Raw genomic sequence first — 20185 nt, 5'->3', positions numbered from 1 at the left:
GCGCCCCGGCCGGCCTGCGTGACGCGGCAAGACGCTGCGTGCCCCTGCGTGACAGGCCCATGGCCCGGGCCTGTCGCCGCGGCGCAGAATTGACCATCCCCCTCGCGGCAACCGACTCGCATCGGCGCCAACCCAGCACGGAAAGCCATCGCATGATCAGCCTGAAGAACCTCACCAAGGTCTACGGACACGGAGACAAATCCGTCACGGTCCTGGACAACCTGGAGATCGACGTTGCCACCGGCGAGATCCTTGCCATCGTGGGCCCCTCGGGTGCCGGGAAATCCACCCTGGCCCAGTGCATCAACCTCCTGGAGCGCCCCACCTCCGGCCAGGTCATCGTCAACGGCGAAGACCTGGCCCGGCTTCCGGAACGCAAGCTTCGGGTTGCCCGGCGCCGCATCGGCACGGTCTTCCAGTCCGCGAGCCTGCTTTCGCGCCGCACAGCTGCCGAGAACATTGCGCTGCCGCTCCAATACCTGGGCGTGACCCCGGCCGAGACGAAGGCGCGGGTGGCGGAGCTGCTGGATCGCGTGGGCCTGTCCCACCGCGCCAACCACTACCCGTTTGAACTGTCCGGCGGCCAGCTCCAGCGCGTGGGCATCGCCCGCGCACTGGCACTGCGTCCCTCGGTACTGCTCTCCGACGAGGCCACCTCGGGACTGGACCCGGAAACCACTCGCTCGGTGGTCTCGCTGCTGCGCCAGCTGCGCGACGACCTGGACCTCGCGGTCGTGTTCATCACCCACGAAATGGACACGGTGCTGCACGTGGCCGATTCCGCCGCCCGGCTGGAAAACGGCCGCATCACCGAGCAGGGGTCCCTGGTGGACCTGCTCACCGACCACGACTCGGCACTGGGCCGGGCGCTGCAGCCGCGCCTGTCCCCGGCGGATCCCGGGGCGGGGTCGCGGGCCTGGCACGTGACCTACGATTCGCGGACCGTCCCGGCCGACTGGCTGCAACGGGTCTCGGCCGACCTCGGCGAACCGGTGGCCCTGCTTGCCGCCACCATCCAGAGCATCGACGGCACCAGCACCGGCAACGCCACCGTCGGCCTGCACGCCCCCGAGCCCCGCGCCGCCGCGGCGTTTGCCCTCCACGGACTGCGCGCCGTGCCCCGGGAGGCCGCAGCACCGGAGGCCCGAACCGCATCCGCACCACGATCCTCGGAGGAACTCCAATGGGCCTGAGCATCCCCGCCGCGGCGCAGATCCGCGCCCTGTCCGACACCCCGATCCCCGAACTCCCGGCGCTGCTGGTTCCGGCGCTGGGCGAGACCCTGGCCATGGTCGGCATCGTGATGCTGATCGTCGTTGCCCTGGGCACCCCGATCGCCGTGGCGCTGCACAACATGGCACCCGGCGGGCTCTATGAGCACCGGGGCACCTATTCGGTGCTCAGCTGGATCGTGAACATCGGCAGGTCCCTGCCGTTCCTGGTGCTGATGGCTGCCATCGTCCCGTTCACCCGCTTCGTCACCGGCACCAACATCGGCATAGCCGCCGCCGTGGTGCCCATGTCACTGGCCGGGATCCCGTTCTTCGCGCGGCTCGTGGAGAACTGCCTGCGCGAGGTCCCGCGCTCGGTCACCGCCGCCGCGCGCGCCTCGGGCGGGTCCCCGCTGCAGATCATCCGCAGCGCACAGCTCGGCGAGGCCGTCCCCGCCATCCTGGGCGGGCTGACCATCAACACCATCGCCATGATCGAGTACTCGGCCATCGCCGGAACCATCGGCGCCGGCGGCATCGGCTACGTCGCCGTCACCTACGGCTACCAGCGCTTCGACCAGACGGTCATGCTCGCCACGGTGATCCTGCTGATCGTGATGGTCACCGTCGTCCAGCTCACCGGGGACGCCCTGGTGCGGGCCACCACCCCGCACCTGCGCCGCCGCGCCTAGGCGCAGCGGCATCGCGCCGCACCCGCCCAGGCAATCCCCCCGATTCCTTCCAACGCCAGCCCGCCCACTCCCCCTTGCCCGAAAGGTAGCTCCCCATGACCATCACCGACCACAAGACGGACACCGGACCCGAGTCGCACGGCTTCACCATCCAAAAGAAGAAAAAATGGCCCTGGACGCTCGGCGCCATTGCCCTGGCCGGCGCCATCGCCGCGGCAGCCATCATCAACTCCAACGCGGGCACGAAGTCGCCGAACACGGTTGCCGGGGCCACGCTGACGGTGGTCACCGCGGAAGGCAACCATGCCGAGCAGGCACTGGTGAACTTCGTGGCCGAGGAAGTCGCCCCCAAGTACGGCATCAAGGTGGCCTTCAAGGGGCTTGCCGATTCGACAACGCTGAACCGCGCGGTGTCCACCGGCGAGGTTGCCGGAACCATCTACCAGCACAAGCTCTGGCTCTCGCAGGTGCTCGAGGCCAACCCCGACTTCAAGCTGGCCGCCGCGACCCCGGTCTTCCGCTGGGGCTTCGGGATCTGGAGCGAAAAGTACAAGTCGGTCGACGAGATCCCGGACGGGGCCACCATCTCCCTCTATTCCGACCCGGCCAACGAGGCCCAGGGCCTGTGGCTGCTGGAACGCGCCGGGCTGATCAAGCTCGCCGACGGCGTGGACAAGTGGAAGGCCACGCAGAAGGACGTGGCCGAGAACCCCAAGGACCTCAAGTTCAAGCTGCTGGACTTCGCCGCCCAGTCCCGCGCGCTGCCGGACCTGGATGCGGCCGTGGGCTACACCGAGTACTACGTCGCGGCCAAGGTTCCGGTCGAGCAACAGATTTTCGCCCCCGCGGCCCCGGACGAATTCGCCGGGCAGCTGACGATCGGCACCGAGTACGCCGACACCGAGAACGTGAAGAACCTGGTCAAGGCGTTCCAGGATCCCGCGGTGCAGGAGTTCCTGCGCACCGACCCGGCCGTCAAGGACCTCTTGGTCCCGATCGACGCCGAGTAGGCGTTCAAAAATGGGAAAACCCCCGTGGACACCGGTTTCAACCGGTGTCCACGGGGGTTTACTGCGTCTGGAGACTAGGCTGCGATGCGGGCCGGGATGAACCGGTCCACGGAAATGCGTCCCGCACCGAGCAGCGCAATCGCTGCGGCGCCGCCGGCCAGCGCCAACACCAGCTCGAAGCCGCCGGCCTCGACGAACACGCCGGCCGGGGCATGCACCATGAACAATGCACCAAGCATGTTCACGGTCAGCAACACGGCGAAGATGCGGGTGAGCACGCCGAGGATCAGGGCGATGCCGCCGACGATTTCAAGGGTTGCAACCACCGGCGCCACCAGGCCTGCCGCGGGCACGCCCATCTGGCCGAATGCAGCAGTGGTGCCGTCCAGCGTGAACTGGAAGAACTTCTGCCAGCCGTGGGCGGCGAAGAGGAAACCGATGACGACGCGCAGGGTGGTCTGTGCGGCGGTGGCCAACGCGGGGTTCTTTACTGCAGTGTCCATGAAAAGTCCTTGGGTCGTTTCGTCGCAACCGGGGATCCGCTCGGCGGCCGGTTGCGGCGGCCCGGTTTGTCCGGTCCGCAATCTGTCTTCAACCATGCCACAGACTTACTTGAACCTTCAAGTGCTGTGAGATATGCCTCACGGGCCGGAGGCGAGAAACGACACAAAGGACCGAAACGGGTGGCCGTTTGAGGAACTTCGCAGGTTCACGGGAGACCATGGTCATCATGGTTTCCCGCTTAAGAGTTCTTCAGTTCCTCTCTGCCTCGGCGCTGGCCCTGGTCTTGGCCGGTTGCGGCGCCCCGCTGAGCGCCACCTGGCAGGGCTTCCCTCCGGATGCCACCGGCCAGGCGGACGGCAAGGACACTCCGCGCGCCGACGCCGGCCCGGACTGCGCCCAGGTCAAGTGCGTGGCACTGACCTTTGACGACGGCCCCGGCCCCCACACCGAGTCCCTGCTCGACGTCTTGGACGAACACGAGGCCAAGGCCACGTTCTTCCTGATCGGCAAGGACGTCGTGAAGTTCCCCGACATCGTGCGCGACGAGGCGGCAAGGGGACATGAAATTGGAAACCACACCTGGTCGCACCAGGACCTGGCCAAGATTTCGGTCGCCGCCGGCCAGCGCGAGTTGAGCAAGACGGACGCAGCCATCAAGGAAGTCACCGGCGCCGCCCCAACGGTGATGCGCCCGCCCTATGGCACGATTCGGGAGGACCACATGAAGTCCCTGGACCTCCCCGTGGCGATGTGGAGTGTTGACACGTTTGACTGGAAGACCCGTGACGCCAAGAAGACCGTGAAGGCCGCCGAAAAGGTCGTCCCCGGCTCGATCGTCCTGATGCACGACATCCATCCGTCCACCATCGAGGCGATGCCAAAGATGCTCACCGACCTCAAGGCCCGCGGGTTCCACTTCGTCACCGTCAGCCAGCTGGTCGGCGACCCGAAGCCCGGAACGGACTACAAGACCGGCCGGCAGGCCGCGGCAGGGAACTAGGCCGCCGGACCACCGCCGCGACGACGAAGGCCCGCGGTGCCCCGCCGTTCCCCCATCAGGGGGAGGCGGGCACCGCGGGCCTTGTGCATCACGGGGAGCAATCCCCGTCAGAGCACCTTGGAGAGGAACTCCTTGGTGCGGTCCTGCTGCGGGTTGCCGAAGAGCTCGGCAGGCGGGCCGGACTCGCACACCACGCCGGCGTCCATGAAGACCACCCGGTCGCCGATTTCCTTGGCGAAGCCCATTTCGTGGGTCACCAGGACCATGGTCATGCCCTCGGCGGCCAGGTCGCGGATGACCTGGAGCACCTCGCCCACCATCTCCGGGTCAAGGGCGCTGGTGGCCTCGTCGAAGAGCATGATTCCCGGGTTCATGGCCAGCGCGCGGGCGATGGCCACACGCTGCTTCTGGCCGCCGGAGAGCGACGCCGGACGGGCGTCGGCCTTCTCCCTCAGCCCCACCCGCTCCAGCAGCTTCAGTGCCTGCTCGCGGGCCTCGGCCTTGGTCGCCTTCTTCAGCTCCACGGGTGCCAACATGATGTTCTCGGCCACGGACATGTGCGGGAAGAGGTTGAAGTGCTGGAACACCATTCCCACGTGGCGGCGCACCTCGTTGATGTCGACCTTCGGGTCGGTCACGTCAAAGCCGTCGACGATGACGTGGCCGGCGGAGATATCCTCGAGCTTGTTCAGGCAGCGCAGCAGCGTGGACTTCCCGGAGCCCGAGGGGCCGATCACGCACACCACCTCGCCCTCGGCGATTTCCACGTCGATGCCCTTGAGCACCTCGTTGGTGCCGAAGGACTTGCGCAGCCCCTTGACGGCGATCTTCGCCTCGCGCGGCGAGGCTACGGTTGCTTCACTCATTTGTTGAACTTCCTATCGGCGAAGTTTGCCAGTTTGGTCAGGGCCATGATGGCCACGAAGTAGATCACGCCGACGATCAGCAGCGTCTCGGTGACCCGGAAGTTGGACGCGTAGATCTGCTGGCCCTGGTAGAGCAGCTCGGTAAAGCCGATGGCCAGCAGCAGCGAGGAATCCTTGAGCATGATGATTAGCTGGTTGATCAACGACGGCGTCATCATCTTGAAGGCCTGCGGGACCACGACCTTCTGCATCGACTTGCCGTAGCCCAGGCCCAGCGAGCGGGATGCCTCCAGCTGGCCGGGATCCACCGACTGGATGCCGCCGCGCACGATCTCCGCGACGTAGGCGCCGGAGTTCAGCGACAGGGTCAGCACGCCGGCAACCCAGATGCTCATCGGCTGCCCGGTCAGCTGCGGGACGCCGAAGTAGAACATGAAGGCCCACAGCAGCAGCGGGGTGCCGCGGAAGACGTTCACAAACGTGGTGGCGATGCCGCGCAGCACGATGTTGTGGGAGATTTTCATGAAACCGGCCAGCAGGCCCAGGACCATCGCCACGGCGAAGGAAATGGCGGTCACCAGGACGGTGTTGCCAAGGCCCTTCATCAGGGCCGGGAACGATTCGGTGAGCAGCTCCCAGAAGGTGGTGGGAACCGCAGCGGTGGGATCGGCAAGGTACTTGTTCAGGATCTGGTCGTACTCGCCGTTGGCCTTCAGCTGGGCCAGGCCGTCGTTGAAGGCGGCCAGCAGGGCCGAGTTGTTTCCCTTGTCGACCGCGAAACCGTAGGAACCACCTGGAACCTTGTCGGTGACGGTCTTGAGCCCGTTGTTCTGGGCCACGCCGTAGGCGAGCACCGGGTAGTCGTCGAAGACGGCAACGGCGGATCCGGCCTTCACCGATTCATACATGGTGGCCGACTGGTCGAGGGAAGTGACTTCGAACCCGTACTGGCCGGCAATGGACTTGGCGTAGGTTTCGCCCTCGGACCCGGTCTTGGCGACCACCGTCTTGCCTTTGAGGTCCTCATAGCCCTTGATGGCGTCATCGGTCTTGGCGACGGCCATCTGGATTCCCGACTCAAAGTAGGGTTCGGAGAAGTCATAGATGGCCTTGCGTTCGTCGGTGATCGACATGCCGGCAATGACGCCGTCGACCTGGTCCGAGGAAAGTGCCTGCAAGGCCGCATTGAAGCCGAGGGAACGGATCTCGACCGCGAAACCCTGTTCCTCGGCAATCGCACGGATCAGGTCCATGTCGATGCCGGTCAGCTCGCCGTTTTGGCGGAACTCGAAGGGCGCGAAGGTGGTGTCGGTGCCGATGACGAAGGTCTTGCCTTCGACTCCCGAGTCGGCGGGCGCTGCCAGGGCGGCCGCGGAACCGCCGAGCAGCAAGAACATGCCCACGAGCCCGGCAATCACCGCCCTGAGCCAGGTCCGTGGACCTCGAGTCTTACTGGACGTCTTCAAGATTCGTTCACTCTCCTTGTATTCGTTGTCTCCGCCATCGGGTTGTGAGGGCGCTAACACGGGTCATAGCCTAGGTGCTCGTGACCTCCGGCGATACCACCCACGCGGCGGTGAACCGCTGTGGCCGGGCAGCCCGCGAATCGGTTTCCATCGCGAGCGTGCACAAAACCACACATCATACCGGTGCCTGCAGAACGCGCGGAATCCGGACGTCCGCCAACCGCGTGAAGAGGATGCCGCCCGGTCCGCGCACGGAAGCGGCACCGTGTGCGTCGAGGTCGAAGCGAAGCTTCTCGCCGTACCCGGCAAAACCGTTGGGGTCCGCGGAGCCCAGCGTGGTCCCGTCCACGTATTCCAGCGGCCTGGCGGTCCCCGGCTTCGGTGCCTGCCCGGGGGTGAGCCAATAGAGCTTGCCGCCAAGTTCCGCAATGTCCACCACCTCCCACAGCGAGGCGAACCGGCCGGTGAAGCGCCGAAGCGCCGCGGGTTCCACCGACGCCCAGGAATCGGGCACCGGTGCCTCGGCGAGCGCCGCGAGGGCAAAGAGCGCCTCGCCCCAGGCGGTTGCCGGGCCGTCGACGGCGTTGGTGAGCATGCTGAGCACCACCCCGGTTTCGGGCACCGCCCAGGTTCGGGTGATGTGTCCCGGGTAGCCGCCGCTGTGGCCAAGGGTAAACCTGCCGGCGACCTCCTGCACGATGAGCCCCAGGCCGTAGCCGCGCCCCGGCGTCCCGGAGTCCTCGACCTTGCGCTGCATGCGGCGCTTGGAATCGTCGTCCAGCACGCTGGTCGGTGCCCCGGGCAGGAGGGAGGCGAAGTAGGCGGCCATGTCGACGGCCGTGGAATAGAAACCCGTTGCCGCCGCCAGGGAACCGGTGGGCACGTGTTCGATTTCGATGCGGTCCTCCAGCGCATGGCTGCCCCCGGCGAGCGCCAGCGGACCGTACCCGGCGGCGAGTTCCGGTGCACGGGCGTCGAGGTCCGGGCCGGTGTTCCCGAGTCCCAGCGGCCCCAGGATGCGGGCCCGCACGAAGTCGGCGTAGCTTTCCCCGGTCACCGCCTCGATGACAAGGCCCAGGAGCCCGTAGCCGATGTTGCTGTACTTGAAGTGCTCGTTGCGTTCCAGCACCTTCCCCCGGCCGGCGATCTCCAGGACCTCGGATTCGTCGGGGAACCGGCGGCCCAGGGTCCAGAAGTCGGCATTTTCCCCGTCGCGGATGATGCCCGAGGAGTGGGAGAGCAACTCCGCCACGGTCACCTCGCCCACGTCGCTGCCTGCCAGCGCGGTGAGCCAGGTTCCCAGCGGGTCTTCCAGCGAAAGCTTCCCCTCCCGGCGCAGGAGCATCACGGCGGTGGCGGTGAAGGTCTTGGAGTGGGAGGCGACCCTGAAAAGGTGCGAGTCGGTCATGGGCTCGGGCGGCGAGAGGTGCGCGTGGCCGCCGCAGAAGGCGCCCAGCACCTCCCCGTCCACCGACACGGCCGCCTGGTACCCGGGTTGCCGGGCCATCACGCGGTCGAACTCGAGGAAGCCCGGCGCGTAGGCCAGCACCGACTCCCAGATGGTCTTGGTCGATGGCCGCCCCTGGATCCCGTGCGCAGTGCTCATGGTGCCATCCTGCCACCACGTGCCAGGTGGACGGCGCATTGGGCCCGCAGGCCGCGGCAGCCTGTTGCTGCGGCCAATGGTTGGGCCGCAGTTAACCGCGGCGCAAGGTTCCCGTTTCCGGGGTGCGGTTGGCTGGGGCCATGGATACCTCCCCGCTCCCCGATCGCCGCTCGCTGCTGAAGGGCGCCGCCGCGCTCTCCGCCCTCGCCGCCACCTCCTTCGCCGCCCCTGCCGCCCTGGCCGTTCCGCGTCCATCCGGCGTGCCGCTGGCGAACCGCCGCCTGACCCTGCCCTCGGGCATCTCCACCGGAGACGTCTCGACGAACTCCGCGGTCCTGTGGTCCCGCGCCTCCGGGCCGGGACGCCTGCATGCTGTGCTGCGCGCCGCCGACGAGCAGGGCAACCCGTTGAAGGGACGCTTCGCCCGAACGGTCAAGTTCACCGGTCCCCGGGCGCACGCCGGCACCGACTTCACGGCCAAGATCAATGCGCGCGGGCTGCCCTCCGGCACGCGCTTCGAGATGGAGCTCTACTTCGAGGACGAATCCGGCCGGCGCGGCGAGAGCGGCAGCGGTTCCTTCAGCACGGCTCCCGCCCCCGGCAGGGGCCGGAACCACGAAACCGCTGCGCAGAGCTTCGTCTGGACGGCCGACACCGCCGGCCAGGGCTATGGGATCAACGAGGAGATCGGCGGGATGCGCGGCTATGCAGCCATGGCAGCGACCAAGCCCGACTTCTTCCTGCACTCCGGCGACACCATCTACGCCGACGGGCCGATGTCCGCCGAAATGACCGAGCCGGACGGGAACATCTGGCGCAACGTCATCACCGAGGAGGTGTCCAAGGTCGCCGAGACCCTCAACGAGTACCGCGGCCGCCACCGCTACAACATGATGGACGCCAACCTGCGGGCCATGTACGCCCAGGTCCCGGTGATAGCCCAATGGGACGACCACGAGACGGTGAACAACTGGTACCCGGGCGAGACCATCGACGATCCGCGCTACACCGTGCGCGACGTCAACACCCTGGCGGCCCGCGGCCGCCAGGCCTGGCAGGAATACATGCCCATCGCCGACGCCCGCGCCCTGCGCCCGGGCACAGGGTTCGAGCCTTCCCGCATCTACCGCCAGGTCCGCCGCGGCCCGCACCTGGACGTGTTCGCCCTGGACATGCGCTCCCACAAGGGCGAGAACACCGCGGGCCTGGAGACGCAGGAAACCGCCCTGCTGGGCGAGGAACAGCTGGCCTGGCTCATCTCCTCACTGCGCGACTCTGACGCGACGTGGAAGGTCATCGGCAACGACCTGCCGCTGGGGCTCATCGTCCCCGACGGGAAGGGACAGGAGTCGATCTCCAACGCGGAGCACGGCGCCCCGCTGGGCCGCGAGCTGGAACTGGCCCGCCTGCTGTCGGCGATCAAGCAGCACGACATCAAGAACGTGGTGTTCCTGACCGGGGACGTGCACTATTGCGCGGCCCACCACTACTCCCCCGAGCGCGCGGCGTTCTCGGACTTCAACGAGTTCTGGGAATTCGTGGCCGGGCCCATCAACGCCGGCTCCTTCGGCCCCAACGCCCTGGACGGAACCTTCGGCCCACGGGTCGATTTCCAGCAGGCCGGCCCGACCATGGCCTCACCGCGCTCGGGCGAGCACCAGTACTTCGGCCACGTGGAGATTCCCGGCGACGGTTCGGCCTTCACGGTGAAGCTGATCAATGCCAACGGGGCCGTGCAGTACACCCGGACGCTGACGCCGCGGCGCTGATCCGCAGCCTTCCGCACCGCCGCAGCGGTCCCGGAGCCGAAAGGCCCCGGGACCGCTGCCTTGCGTGCCGCCCCGGGGACGGTTTTGTCCGCGTTGGGCGAAGCCATGGACCCATTCGGCGGCTTGTCGGATTGAATGGAACCATGAGCCACGCCGAGCATGCACCCGCCGCACCGCGGACCGCCAAGGTCCCCACCATTCGCACCCACCACGGGGACGCCTTCACCGACGACTACGAGTGGTTGCGGGACAAGGACAGCCCGGAGGTCCGCGCCCACCTCGAGGCCGAGAACGCCTACGCCGAGGCCCTGACCTCCAGCCAGCAGGCCCTGCGCGAGGAGATCTTCAACGAGATCAAGGCACGCACCGTGGAAACCGACCTCTCGGTCCCCGCCCGCAAGCGCGGCTGGTGGTACTTCACCCGCACGGCCGAAGGCTCCCAGTACGCCATCCACTGCCGCGTGGCCGCCACCGACACCGGGGACCTCGCCGCGGACTGGACCCCGCCGGCCATCGAGGCGGGCGCGGCCATCGAGGGCGAGCAGGTCCTGCTGGACGGCAACCAGGAGGCCGAGGGCAAGCCCTTCTTCTCCCTGGGCGGCATGGCCGTGAGCGAAGACGGCACCCTGCTGGCCTATGCGCAGGACAACGCCGGGGACGAGCGCTTCACCCTGCGCGTCAAGAACCTGGACACCGGCGAACTGCTGCCCGACACCATCGAAAACGTGTTCTACGGGCTGGCATTCTCCCCCGACGGGCGACGGATCTTCTACACCGTGGTCGACGATTCCTGGCGTCCGCACCAGATCAAGGCACACACACTGGGCACCGATCCCGCCGAGGATGCCGTGGTGTTCCAGGAAGACGACCCGGGCATGTGGCTGGGCTTCGACCTCTCCGCGGACCGCACCGAGCTGTTGGTCTCCATCGGCAACTCCGAATACTCCGAGACCCTCACCCTTGACTTGCTCGATGAACGGGCCGTCCCGGTCATGCTCATCTCCCGGGAGCACCGCATCCTGCACTCGGCCGACCCCGTCGTTGTCGACGGCGAGCGCGCCTACGTCATCACCCACGACCGCGACGCGCTGAACAACATGGTCTCCCTGCTGCGCGCCGACCAGCTGGCCCTGCCCTACGGTCAGCAGCGCTGGGAAACGGTGCTCGAGCACCGCGACACCGTCAAGGTCGAAGGCACCGCCGCCACCGCCACCCACCTGGTCGTTTCGGTGCGCAAGGACACCACCGAACGCGTCCAGCTCCTGCCGCTGGCCGGACTCGGCACGCCCGGACAACGGGAGGCGGTGGAGCCCGCCTTCGACGAGGAGCTCTACACCTGCTCGCTGGCCAATGCCGAGCTGGAGGCGCCGATGATCCGGCTGTCCTACACATCGGACTTCACCCCGGCACGCGTCTACGACTACACCCTGGCCGACGGCACCCTGTCCCTGCGCAAGCAAACCCAGGTCAATAACTACGACCCGGCCAACTACCGCGCCACCCGCGAATGGGCCACCGCGGCGGACGGCACGCGGATCCCGCTGACCATCCTGCGCCGGGCGGAAATCACCAACGATTCTCCCAACCCGGTACTGGTCTACGGCTACGGCAGCTACGAGATGTCGATGGACCCGGGCTTCGGCATCCCCCGGCTCTCGCTGCTGGACCGCGGCGTCGTCTTCGTCATCGCCCACGTGCGCGGCGGCGGCGAGCTGGGCCGCCAGTGGTACCTGGACGGCAAGAAGCTGGCCAAGAAGAACACCTTCACCGACTTCGTGGATGCCACCAAACATCTGCTGGACACCGGCTGGGCAGATCCCAAGCGCATCGTCGCGATGGGCGGATCGGCCGGCGGCCTGCTCATGGGTGCGGTGGCGAACCTGGCCCCGCAGCTCTACGCCGGCATCGTCGCCCAGGTCCCGTTCGTGGACGCGCTGACCTCCATCCTTGACCCGGAGCTGCCGCTCTCGGCCCTGGAATGGGAGGAATGGGGCAACCCGATCGAGGAGAAGGAGGTCTACGACTACATGAAGTCCTACTCCCCGTACGAAAACGTCTCCGCCCTGCCCTACCCGAGGATCGCCGCGGTCACCTCGCTGAACGACACCCGCGTGCTCTACGTCGAACCCGCCAAGTGGGTGGCAAAACTGCGCGAGGAAACCACCGGCACCGCGCCCATCGTGATGAAGATCGAGATGGACGGCGGGCACGGCGGGGCCTCGGGGCGCTACGAGGGCTGGAAGACCCGCGCCTGGGACTACGCCTTCGCCCTTGACACCCTGGGCCTGAACCCCGCGGGGGCATGAGCACCCCGATAATCCGGTCGGCAGCGGTCCGGGACCTCGGGGACGACCCGCGGTTCCGGGCGCTGCTTACCCTTGCCAGCGAGGCCACCGGCCCGGCACTCGATGACTTGGTCCGGGGAATCGCCGACCTGGAGTTGTTGGTTGCCGTCGACGGACACGGCACCCCCGCGGCACTGGCCGTGTACCGGCGCCTGGATCGCCACGCGGTGGAAATCGAATACCTTGCCGTCGACCCCGGGCTGCGGCGCTCGGGCGTGGCCACCGCGCTGGTGCACCTGGTCAGGGACGCTTCCGCCGCGATGGTCGTGGCCCGCACCGACACCGACGCCGTCGGCTTCTACCGGGCCGCCGGCTTTCGCTGCAGCGACTCCCCGCCCGATCTCCGGTGGCCCGGTCGCCGCCGCCACCTTTGCGTCCTGCCCCACGTGCCCCTGGTACGGGACCCGGAACCTGCCGACGGTGGCGTTGAGTGGATCCACGGGAGTCCCGCCCCGGCGCCGGTGCTGGTTGTCCCGCCGTCGCCGACGTGGCCGCAGGACTTCGAGGAGCTCGCTGCGGCGGTCCGGCACGCCCTGGGACACCGTGCGCTGGCGATCGAGCACCTGGGTTCCACCTCGGTGCCGGGGCTGCCCGCCAAACCAGTCATCGACGTGGTGCTGACCGTCGAGGACCCGGACCGGGAGGGGCGCTATGTGCCGATGCTTGAGGCGGCGGGCTTCATTTTCCGCCTGCGCGAGCCTGGCTGGTATCGCCACAGGCTTCTGGTCGCGGGCCCCGGTTCGGGCCTCCCGGCCGCAAATGTCCATGTCCTAGCCCCGGGCTGCCCGGAGACCGCCCGGATGGCTGCGTTCCGCGACTGGCTGCGAACCCACGAGGCCGATCGGGTCGCCTACGCGCGCATCAAGAGCGAGCAGGCGGCGGCAACCAATGATCGCGGCGGCGGAGCGGGGCTGGTGATGGACTACAACCGGGCCAAGGAACCTTTCATCCTCGCCCTCTACGCCAGGATCTACCAGGACCTGCCAGGCGCCTAGGCGGCAGGTCGCCTCGTCGCCTTCCCTATGCAGGCCTCAGCCGCCCCACCCAGGTCACGGACGTGGAAATGCGCCCCCGGCGCGTGGCCCGGGGACGCATTTGCGTGCGGGGCGACCACCCGCGCGTTCCTACCCGTCCTGGTGCTGCAGCTTGTGCGAGGTGTCGATGCTCGGCTTCATCGCCAGCAGCGTTGCCACCACGGCGACTCCCCCGCCAATCCAGGCGGTCAGTGCCGGCACGTTCGCCCCGGCAAAGGATCCCAGCCCGGGCAGGATGATGGCCACCATCGCGGCCAGGAGCTGTCCCACCTCGATCCCGTAGAGGTTCGGCCCTCCCAGGTTGATCATCCCGACGGCAAACAGCAGTGCCCCGGTGGTGATCAACAGCGGCACGGAATTGCCGATGCTTTCGGACCACAGGGGTGTCAATGCCATGACCAGGCCAACGGCGACCACGGCCCAGTCTTCCCAGCGCTTCCACCTGCGCATCAACGCTCATCTCCCTATGCTTTCGGGCCGGATTCATTTCATACCCCAGTCTGGCCCCGGATTCCGATGGCGAGTAGGGACTTTCGTCCCGCCGTGTCGCTGCCGCAACCCCGGGGGCGTTGGACACATGCATGCGCCGGGACGAAAACATGGCGTCGAAATGTCCCCCGGAAACTCGGGATTCGGAGTCACCCGTCTTGACTTATCTCACATTTCAGGATTACCTAATGATCGTTCGGTAAATAACTGAGAGGTCTCCCCCATGAGCGACACTGGCGTCGATGCACCCCTGATGCATCCCATCCTGAGGAACGATTACGCGGCCAAATGGTTGGGCATTGAGGTGCTGAAGGTGGCAGACGGTCACGCAACCATCTCCATGGAGCTGCGCCAGGAAATGCTCAACGGATTCGGCATCGCCCACGGCGGGATGATTTTCGCCCTTGCCGACACCGCGTTCGCCATGTCGTGCAACCCGCACACCGGGTCCGCGGACACCATCACTGTGGCCTCCGGCGTCGACATCAACTTCCTCAAGCCCGGCATCCCCGGCCGGACCCTCACGGCGGTGGCCAACCGCCGCCAGCAAACCGGGCGCAGCGGGATCTACGACATCCAGGTCCTGCAGAGCGTCCCGGGCGCCGAGGACGAGGTGCTTGCCGAATTCCGCGGCCGCTCGCGCACCATCCCCAAGCGTCCCTGACGCCACCTTTCCCCCATCTCCCCAAAACATCGCACGTAAGGCCACATCATGACCCAGACCTCCACCCGGATCGAACTGCCCAACCCGTTGGATCCCGAAGAAACCATGAGCCGCGACCAGATCGAATCGATCCAGCTCACGCGTCTGCAGGACACGCTCGCCTACGCCTACGACCGGGTTCCGCTGTACAAGGAAAAGTACGATGCGGCGGGCGTGCACCCCAGCGACATGAAGGAGCTGGCGGACCTGGCCAAGTTCCCCTTCACCGAAAAGGAGGACCTGCGCAAGACCTACCCGTTCGGCATGTTCGCCGTCCCGCAGCACGAGGTTGCCCGCATCCATGCCTCCTCCGGCACCACCGGCCGGGCCACCGTGGTCGGCTACACGCAGCAGGACCTGGACGACTGGGCCAAGATGGGCGCGCGCTGCCTGCGCCTCTCGGGCGTGAAGCCCGGCTGGAAGGTCCACAACGCCTACGGCTACGGCCTGTTCACCGGCGGCCTGGGCGCCCACGCCGCCGCCGAGCGCCTCGGCACCACCGTGATCCCGATGTCCGGCGGACAGACGGAGAAGCAGATCACGCTGATCCAGGACTTCGAGCCGGACGCGATCCTCTGCACCCCGACCTACCTGCTGACCATCGGCGACGCCATGCAGCGGGCGGGCCTTGATCCGCGCAAGACCTCACTGAAGGTCGCGGTGCTCGGCGCCGAGCCCTGGACCGAGGAGATGCGCCACGAGCTCGAGGTCATGTTCGACATCGACGCGTGCGACATCTACGGCTTGTCCGAAGTCATGGGCCCGGGCGTCGCCGGCGAGTCCAACCAGACCAAGGACGGCAGCCACATCTGGGAGGACCACTTCCGCCCGGAGATCATCGACGCCTTCGACCCCACCAAGGTCCTGGGCGACGGGGAGCACGGCGAGCTGGTGTTCACCTCGCTGACCAAGCAGGCGCTGCCGATCATCCGCTACCGCACCCACGACCTCACCCGGCTGCTGCCGGGAACCGCACGTCCGGGCCACCGCCGGATGGGCCGCATCACCGGGCGCAGCGACGACATGATCATCCTGCGCGGGGTGAACCTTTTCCCGTCCCAGATCGAGGAGATTGCCCTGCGCATCGACGGCCTTTCCCCGCACTTTCAGCTGGAGATCACCCGTCCCGGGCGCATGGACCAGCTCGCGGTGAAGATCGAGCGCCGCGAGGACTGCACCTCGGACCGCGCCGAGGCGGCGGGCAAGGAACTCGCCAAGCAGATCAAGATCCACGTGGGATCTTCCTGCGCCATCGACGTCGTTGACCCCGGCACCCTGGCCCGGTCCTCGGGCAAGCTGCGCCGCATCTACGACCTGCGCAACAAGTAGGCCCCGGTGCGCCGCGGCCGCAGGGGCCCGACCGCCTCCCCAGCCGCGGCGCACCAATTCCCCGCCAATTTCCGGACCGACCGTTCGTGAGAGAATGAGGAATCATGACTGCCAGCATTGCCAACTCCTCACCCACCAAGCGCGGACGCCCCGGATACGACCAGGACTCGGTCCTGTCCATCGCGGTGGAAGTCTTCAACAAGCACGGCTACGACGCGACGTCGATGGGCAAGCTCGCGGAAAACCTGGGCATCAGCAAGTCCGCCATTTACCACCATGTGCCCTCCAAGGGCGACCTGCTGCGCCTGGCCCTCGACGAGGCGCTGGTCCCGCTTGAGGCCATCGCCGAGGATGAACGCGCCGTCACCGGAACCGCCGAGGAGCGCCTGAAGTTCTTCCTCCGCTCCACCATCCGGGTGCTGGTCAAGCGCCAGCAATACGTGACCCTGCTGCTGCGGCTGCGCGGGAACACCGAGATCGAGCGCGACGCCCTCGAACGCCGCCGCGCGGTGGACCGCCGCGTCTCGGACCTCGTGGTCGAGGCCCAGCACGAAGGCTCGCTGCGCAGCGACATCGATCCCCGCACCACCACACGCCTGCTTTTCGGCACCATCAACTCGCTGGTCGAGTGGTTCAGGGAAGACGGCAACGTCACCGCCGAGCAGGTCGAGGAGCATGCCATCACCATGATGTTTGATGGGTTACACCACAACGGGAAATAGGGTTGGGCGCGGCAAGTCGCGCTACGATCGGTAGTTGAGGCAACGCACCGCCCCCCACCATTTTCTTTGTGAATAGGCAGTATTCTTCGTGGACGAACTTTTCTACAATCTCTTCTCGCAGGCACCCGGGACCGATTCCGGAACCCAGGTGGCACTCTTTGCCGTCTCGGCACTGCTCAGCTGCATTGCCATGGTGGTGCTGGCCCGGCGCAACGACCTGGGCTGGTGGGCGCAGATCCTGGCCGTCTTTGCCGGGCCGCTGGTCATCGCGCTGCAGTTCGAGGCATCCATGCTCCTGTACGCAGTGCCGGCCATGCTGGCAGCCGCCTTTGGCCTGTGGCGCTTCTCCCGCTTTGACAACTCCGGGCGCTTCGGCCGCAAGGTCATCCAGCGCGGCTTCGGCGCCAAGCCCCTGCTCATCGGGGCGTTGCTGGTGGTTGTCTTCACCGCCCTGCGCATGGGGCGCATGCTGACCTCCGGGTTCATCTTCACCGATGGCACCGCGGCATTGTGGATTTCCTTTGCGGCCGAGGCGGCGCTGATCGTTTCCCTGATCGGCATCGCGTGCGGGTACCGCTGGGCCTGGCTGGCCAGCACCGCCGCGGCCATTGCCTATGTCGCGGTGCTCTTCGGCACGAACCCCGCCCTGGCGCTGCTGGGCGTCACGGTCTTCCAGGCACTGGCCGGCATCTACGGCTGGTTCGCTTGGCGGAACGTGCCCACCGAGCGGGCCGTCACCGAAGGCGAGACGAAGAACGCCAAGTATCCGCCGAGCCCGTACACGGCATAGGCGCGCGAGAGCACCACATGATTTGGCAATGGCCCGGAACCTAGGTTCCGGGCCATTGCCGTTCCCGCGTCATGGCCGGCTACGCCGCGCTCCCCTAAGAGCGGATCTCCAACGACATGACCGACGCAGGCCCGTCGCCGCGCAGCCTGGCGCACGTCTGGACGTCGAATCTCACCGGCATCCCGCGCTCGTCCAGGTAGCGCAGCTTGGCCCGCTCCAGGCCCTCGATGCGGAACCCCGCGTTCCTGGCCACGCCCGCGGAGCCGGGGTTGTCCACCCGGTAGGCAAGCTCCAGGCGGAAGAGCGCCAGCGTGCCAAAACAGTGTTCGGCCAGCGACGCCGTGGCCCGCGAGGCCAGCCCCGACCCACGGGCTTCGGGTGCAACCCAGTAGGAGATCCACGCCGTGTCGTGGCGCCGGTCGATGGCCCCGGCCATCACGTGCCCGACCGCCGTGCCGTCCTTCGCGATGGCGAAGGCCACCGCGGAGTTGTTGTCCGGATCGATCCACGGTGCCACCCAGCGACGTGCCGCCGCCTCGGAATTCACCGGTTCACCGGACTGGCCTGCCATGTCGTCGGCCGCAAAGGCTGCCAGGATCGATTCGATGTCTGCCGCTGAATCGGTCCAGGGCCGAAGATATGGCCCGGAAGCGGAATTTTTGCCGGGAGTCATGGTCCCACCCTAGGCCCGCGGCTGCCACACCCCTGCCCGCCCGGCATCGCCACCCCCAACGCGTGGCGCCGATACCCACTGCCGGTTTTCGGGAGAAAAACAAGACATTGTGATCAACGACCCAATATGACAGAAGCGTTTCGATGCATACTGCTGGCACGTGGCCGACATCATGTACATTTGCTGGAACTTCAGATTTAGTTCGACCCGGCGATGCACAGTGTAGTGCCGCGCCGCGCAAAACCAGTCCCGTCCACCGCGGAGACCACAAGGAGCAATTGCCATGAGCACCCAAACCCTAGAAGCAATCCCCGATGCCCAGGCCACGAAGAAAAAGTCGGCAGGGCACATCATTGTCGACACCCTGGTGGCCCACGGCGTGGAGCGCACCTATGTGATTCCCGGGGAAAGCTACCTCGATGTCTTGGACGGCCTGCACCATTCCCCGATTGAGACCGTTGTCTGCCGCCACGAGGGTGGCGCCGCCTACATGGCCGAGGCCGACGGCAAGATGCACCAGCGTCCGGGCATCGCCATGGTGACCCGCGGCCCGGGTGCGGCCAATGCGCACGTGGGGCTGCACACCGCCTGGCAGGACTCCACCCCGATGGTGCTCTTCGTCGGCCTGATTCCCTTCGCGCACCGCGACCGCGAGGCCTTCCAGGAATTCGACATCAAGGGCTGGTTCGACACCGGCGCCAAGCGCGTCATGGTCCTGGACCACGCCGAACGCGCCTCGGAGATTGTCGCCGAGGCCATGTTCGCCGCCATGAGCGGGCGTCCCGGCCCCGTGGTGGTCGGGCTCCCCGAGGACATCATCCGCGAAATGGTCGAGCCCACCCTGCACCCGGTCATCCCCGTGGCCACCGGCGGCATGACCGTGACCGACTGGAAGGAACTCAAGGCAGCACTCGAGGAATCCTCCAAGCCGCTGTTCGTGCTCGGTGGAAATGACTGGACCCAGGAAGGCGCCACCGCGCTGACCACCTGGCTCGAGGAGCACCACCTGCCGGCCGCCGTCGAATGGCGTTGCGAGGGCAACATCCCCTTCAGCTCCCCCTCCTACGTCGGACCCATCGGATACGGGCGGCCGAAGCCCACCTACGACCTGCTCGAGGAAACCGACCTGCTGATCTTCGTTGGCACCGTTCCTGGCGACGTGATCACCGACGGGTTCCTGGTGCGCCAGGACTGGACCAAGAAAAACTTCCTGGTCACCATCGACCCGTCCCTGCGCGGCCGCTCGGGCCCCGTATCCCACCAAATCGTTGCCAAGCCCGACGTCTTTGTCCGGGACCTGGTCATGATGGACTTCGCCGGCAAGCCCGAGTGGAAGTCCTTCACCGAGCGCATGCGTGGCGAGCAGGAAAAGTTTGCTGCCCTACCCGCAGCGACCCCCGCCGAGGGCCCTGCCCGCATGGACACCATGATGGCCAACCTGGTGGCGGGCCTGCCGCACGACGCCATGATCACCCTGGGCGCCGGCGAACACACCAACTGGGCACACCGCTACTTCCCCACCGAGGAATACGCGTCGATGATTTCGGCCCGCAACGGTTCCATGGGCTACTCGGTGCCCTCGGCCGTTGCAGCGTCGCTGAACTTCCCGGGACGTCGCGTCGTCACCATTGCCGGCGACGGCGAGTTCCTGATGAACGGCCAGGAGCTGGCGACCGCCGCCCAGTACGGCGCCACCCCGCTGGTCATCGTGATGGACAACCAGGAATACGGAACCATCCGCACGCACCAGGAACGCCACTACCCGGAACGCATTTCCGGCACCCAGCTCAAGAACCCCGATTTCGCGTTGATGGCCCAGGCCTTCGGCGGATTCGGAGTCCGCGTGGAAAACGACAGCGAGATCCCGGCCGCCCTTGAGGCTGCGCTGACGGCGATTGACGATGAGGGCAAGTTCGCCCTCATCCACCTGATCGTGGAACAGCGCGTCAAGGCCTACTAGGCCGCTTCCAGACAGC

Annotated in this window: 18 protein-coding genes; 12 read left to right on the top strand and 6 right to left on the bottom strand. The window is 67.1% G+C overall.

Annotated features, from left to right (window positions below; all coding sequences use genetic code 11):
• Positions 1–152 precede the first annotated feature (152 nt).
• The 3 genes from KRR55_RS11960 (at position 153) to KRR55_RS11950 (ending at position 2913) form a co-directional block, all read left to right on the top strand.
• Positions 153–1193, top strand: a complete 1041-nt coding sequence (locus KRR55_RS11960; protein WP_217389327.1) for a methionine ABC transporter ATP-binding protein — start codon at positions 153–155, stop codon at positions 1191–1193.
• A complete protein-coding gene (locus tag KRR55_RS11955) occupies positions 1184–1903 on the top strand; it encodes a methionine ABC transporter permease (protein WP_217389326.1) in 720 nt (239 codons plus the stop codon). Before KRR55_RS11960 ends, KRR55_RS11955 begins: the two co-directional genes overlap by 10 nt.
• A 95-nt stretch (positions 1904–1998) precedes the next feature.
• Positions 1999–2913 (top strand): MetQ/NlpA family ABC transporter substrate-binding protein, encoded by a 915-nt coding sequence (locus KRR55_RS11950; RefSeq protein WP_217389325.1) that lies wholly within the window; start codon positions 1999–2001, stop codon positions 2911–2913.
• Between the two features lie 74 nt (positions 2914–2987).
• On the opposite strand, the gene KRR55_RS11945 is transcribed toward KRR55_RS11950, so the two are convergent.
• On the bottom strand, positions 2988–3416 hold the full coding sequence (locus KRR55_RS11945; RefSeq protein WP_217389324.1) for a DoxX family protein: 429 nt from the start codon (positions 3414–3416) through the stop codon (positions 2988–2990).
• 188 nt (positions 3417–3604) lie between these two features.
• On the opposite strand from KRR55_RS11945, the gene KRR55_RS11940 reads away from it, so the two are divergent.
• Positions 3605–4417 carry a polysaccharide deacetylase family protein gene (locus tag KRR55_RS11940; RefSeq protein ID WP_254456143.1) on the top strand — a complete coding sequence of 271 codons (813 nt, stop codon included), beginning with the start codon at positions 3605–3607 and terminating at the stop codon, positions 4415–4417.
• Positions 4418–4524: 107 nt separating this feature from the next.
• Here KRR55_RS11940 and KRR55_RS11935 read toward each other — a convergent pair whose 3' ends face one another.
• From KRR55_RS11935 to KRR55_RS11925, 3 genes are all read right to left on the bottom strand, one after another.
• Complete coding sequence (locus KRR55_RS11935) at positions 4525–5283, bottom strand: amino acid ABC transporter ATP-binding protein (protein WP_217389323.1); 759 nt, start codon at positions 5281–5283, stop codon at positions 4525–4527.
• Positions 5280–6680, bottom strand: a complete 1401-nt coding sequence (locus KRR55_RS11930; protein WP_217389511.1) for an amino acid ABC transporter substrate-binding protein/permease — start codon at positions 6678–6680, stop codon at positions 5280–5282. Before KRR55_RS11930 ends, KRR55_RS11935 begins: the two co-directional genes overlap by 4 nt.
• A gap of 244 nt (positions 6681–6924) precedes the next feature.
• Positions 6925–8355: a serine hydrolase domain-containing protein gene (locus KRR55_RS11925; RefSeq protein ID WP_217389322.1), complete on the bottom strand. Its 1431-nt coding sequence runs from the start codon at positions 8353–8355 to the stop codon at positions 6925–6927.
• 140 nt (positions 8356–8495) lie between these two features.
• On the opposite strand from KRR55_RS11925, the gene KRR55_RS11920 reads away from it, so the two are divergent.
• The 3 genes from KRR55_RS11920 to KRR55_RS11910 all read left to right on the top strand — a co-directional run bounded on the left by KRR55_RS11920 (position 8496) and on the right by KRR55_RS11910 (position 13464).
• Complete coding sequence (locus tag KRR55_RS11920; protein WP_217389321.1) at positions 8496–10124, top strand: alkaline phosphatase D family protein; 1629 nt, start codon at positions 8496–8498, stop codon at positions 10122–10124.
• A 143-nt stretch (positions 10125–10267) separates the two neighbouring features.
• Positions 10268–12430: a S9 family peptidase gene (locus KRR55_RS11915; protein ID WP_217389320.1), complete on the top strand. Its 2163-nt coding sequence runs from the start codon at positions 10268–10270 to the stop codon at positions 12428–12430.
• A complete protein-coding gene (locus tag KRR55_RS11910; protein ID WP_217389319.1) occupies positions 12427–13464 on the top strand; it encodes a GNAT family N-acetyltransferase in 1038 nt (345 codons plus the stop codon). The genes KRR55_RS11915 and KRR55_RS11910 overlap by 4 nt, the downstream gene beginning before the upstream one ends.
• A 129-nt stretch (positions 13465–13593) precedes the next feature.
• Here the strand turns inward: KRR55_RS11910 and KRR55_RS11905 are convergent, their stop codons facing one another.
• The gene (locus tag KRR55_RS11905; protein ID WP_217389318.1) at positions 13594–13953 is read right to left on the bottom strand and encodes a hypothetical protein; all 360 of its coding nucleotides are present in this window, start codon (positions 13951–13953) and stop codon (positions 13594–13596) included.
• Between the two features lie 262 nt (positions 13954–14215).
• On the opposite strand from KRR55_RS11905, the gene paaI reads away from it, so the two are divergent.
• From paaI to KRR55_RS11885, 4 genes are all read left to right on the top strand, one after another.
• Entirely contained in the window at positions 14216–14656 is a 441-nt protein-coding gene (paaI, locus tag KRR55_RS11900; protein ID WP_217389317.1) for a hydroxyphenylacetyl-CoA thioesterase PaaI, read from the top strand.
• A 48-nt stretch (positions 14657–14704) separates the two neighbouring features.
• A complete protein-coding gene (locus KRR55_RS11895) occupies positions 14705–16024 on the top strand; it encodes an AMP-binding protein (protein ID WP_217389316.1) in 1320 nt (439 codons plus the stop codon).
• Between the two features lie 104 nt (positions 16025–16128).
• Complete coding sequence (locus KRR55_RS11890; RefSeq protein WP_217389315.1) at positions 16129–16746, top strand: TetR/AcrR family transcriptional regulator; 618 nt, start codon at positions 16129–16131, stop codon at positions 16744–16746.
• Between the two features lie 88 nt (positions 16747–16834).
• The gene (locus tag KRR55_RS11885) at positions 16835–17536 is read left to right on the top strand and encodes a nicotinamide mononucleotide transporter (protein WP_217389314.1); all 702 of its coding nucleotides are present in this window, start codon (positions 16835–16837) and stop codon (positions 17534–17536) included.
• A gap of 94 nt (positions 17537–17630) precedes the next feature.
• Here the strand turns inward: KRR55_RS11885 and KRR55_RS11880 are convergent, their stop codons facing one another.
• The gene (locus KRR55_RS11880) at positions 17631–18209 is read right to left on the bottom strand and encodes a GNAT family N-acetyltransferase (protein WP_217389313.1); all 579 of its coding nucleotides are present in this window, start codon (positions 18207–18209) and stop codon (positions 17631–17633) included.
• Positions 18210–18492: 283 nt separating this feature from the next.
• Here KRR55_RS11880 and KRR55_RS11875 point away from each other — a divergent pair, with 283 nt between their 5' ends.
• Positions 18493–20169: a thiamine pyrophosphate-dependent enzyme gene (locus KRR55_RS11875; protein WP_217389312.1), complete on the top strand. Its 1677-nt coding sequence runs from the start codon at positions 18493–18495 to the stop codon at positions 20167–20169.
• The last annotated feature ends 16 nt before the right edge of the window (positions 20170–20185 follow it).

Origin of the sequence: Paeniglutamicibacter quisquiliarum (assembly GCF_019084045.1) — a bacterium.
Taxonomy (GTDB): Bacteria; Actinomycetota; Actinomycetes; order Actinomycetales; family Micrococcaceae; genus Paeniglutamicibacter; species Paeniglutamicibacter quisquiliarum.
This window is presented reverse-complemented; position numbering and strand designations above follow the sequence as displayed.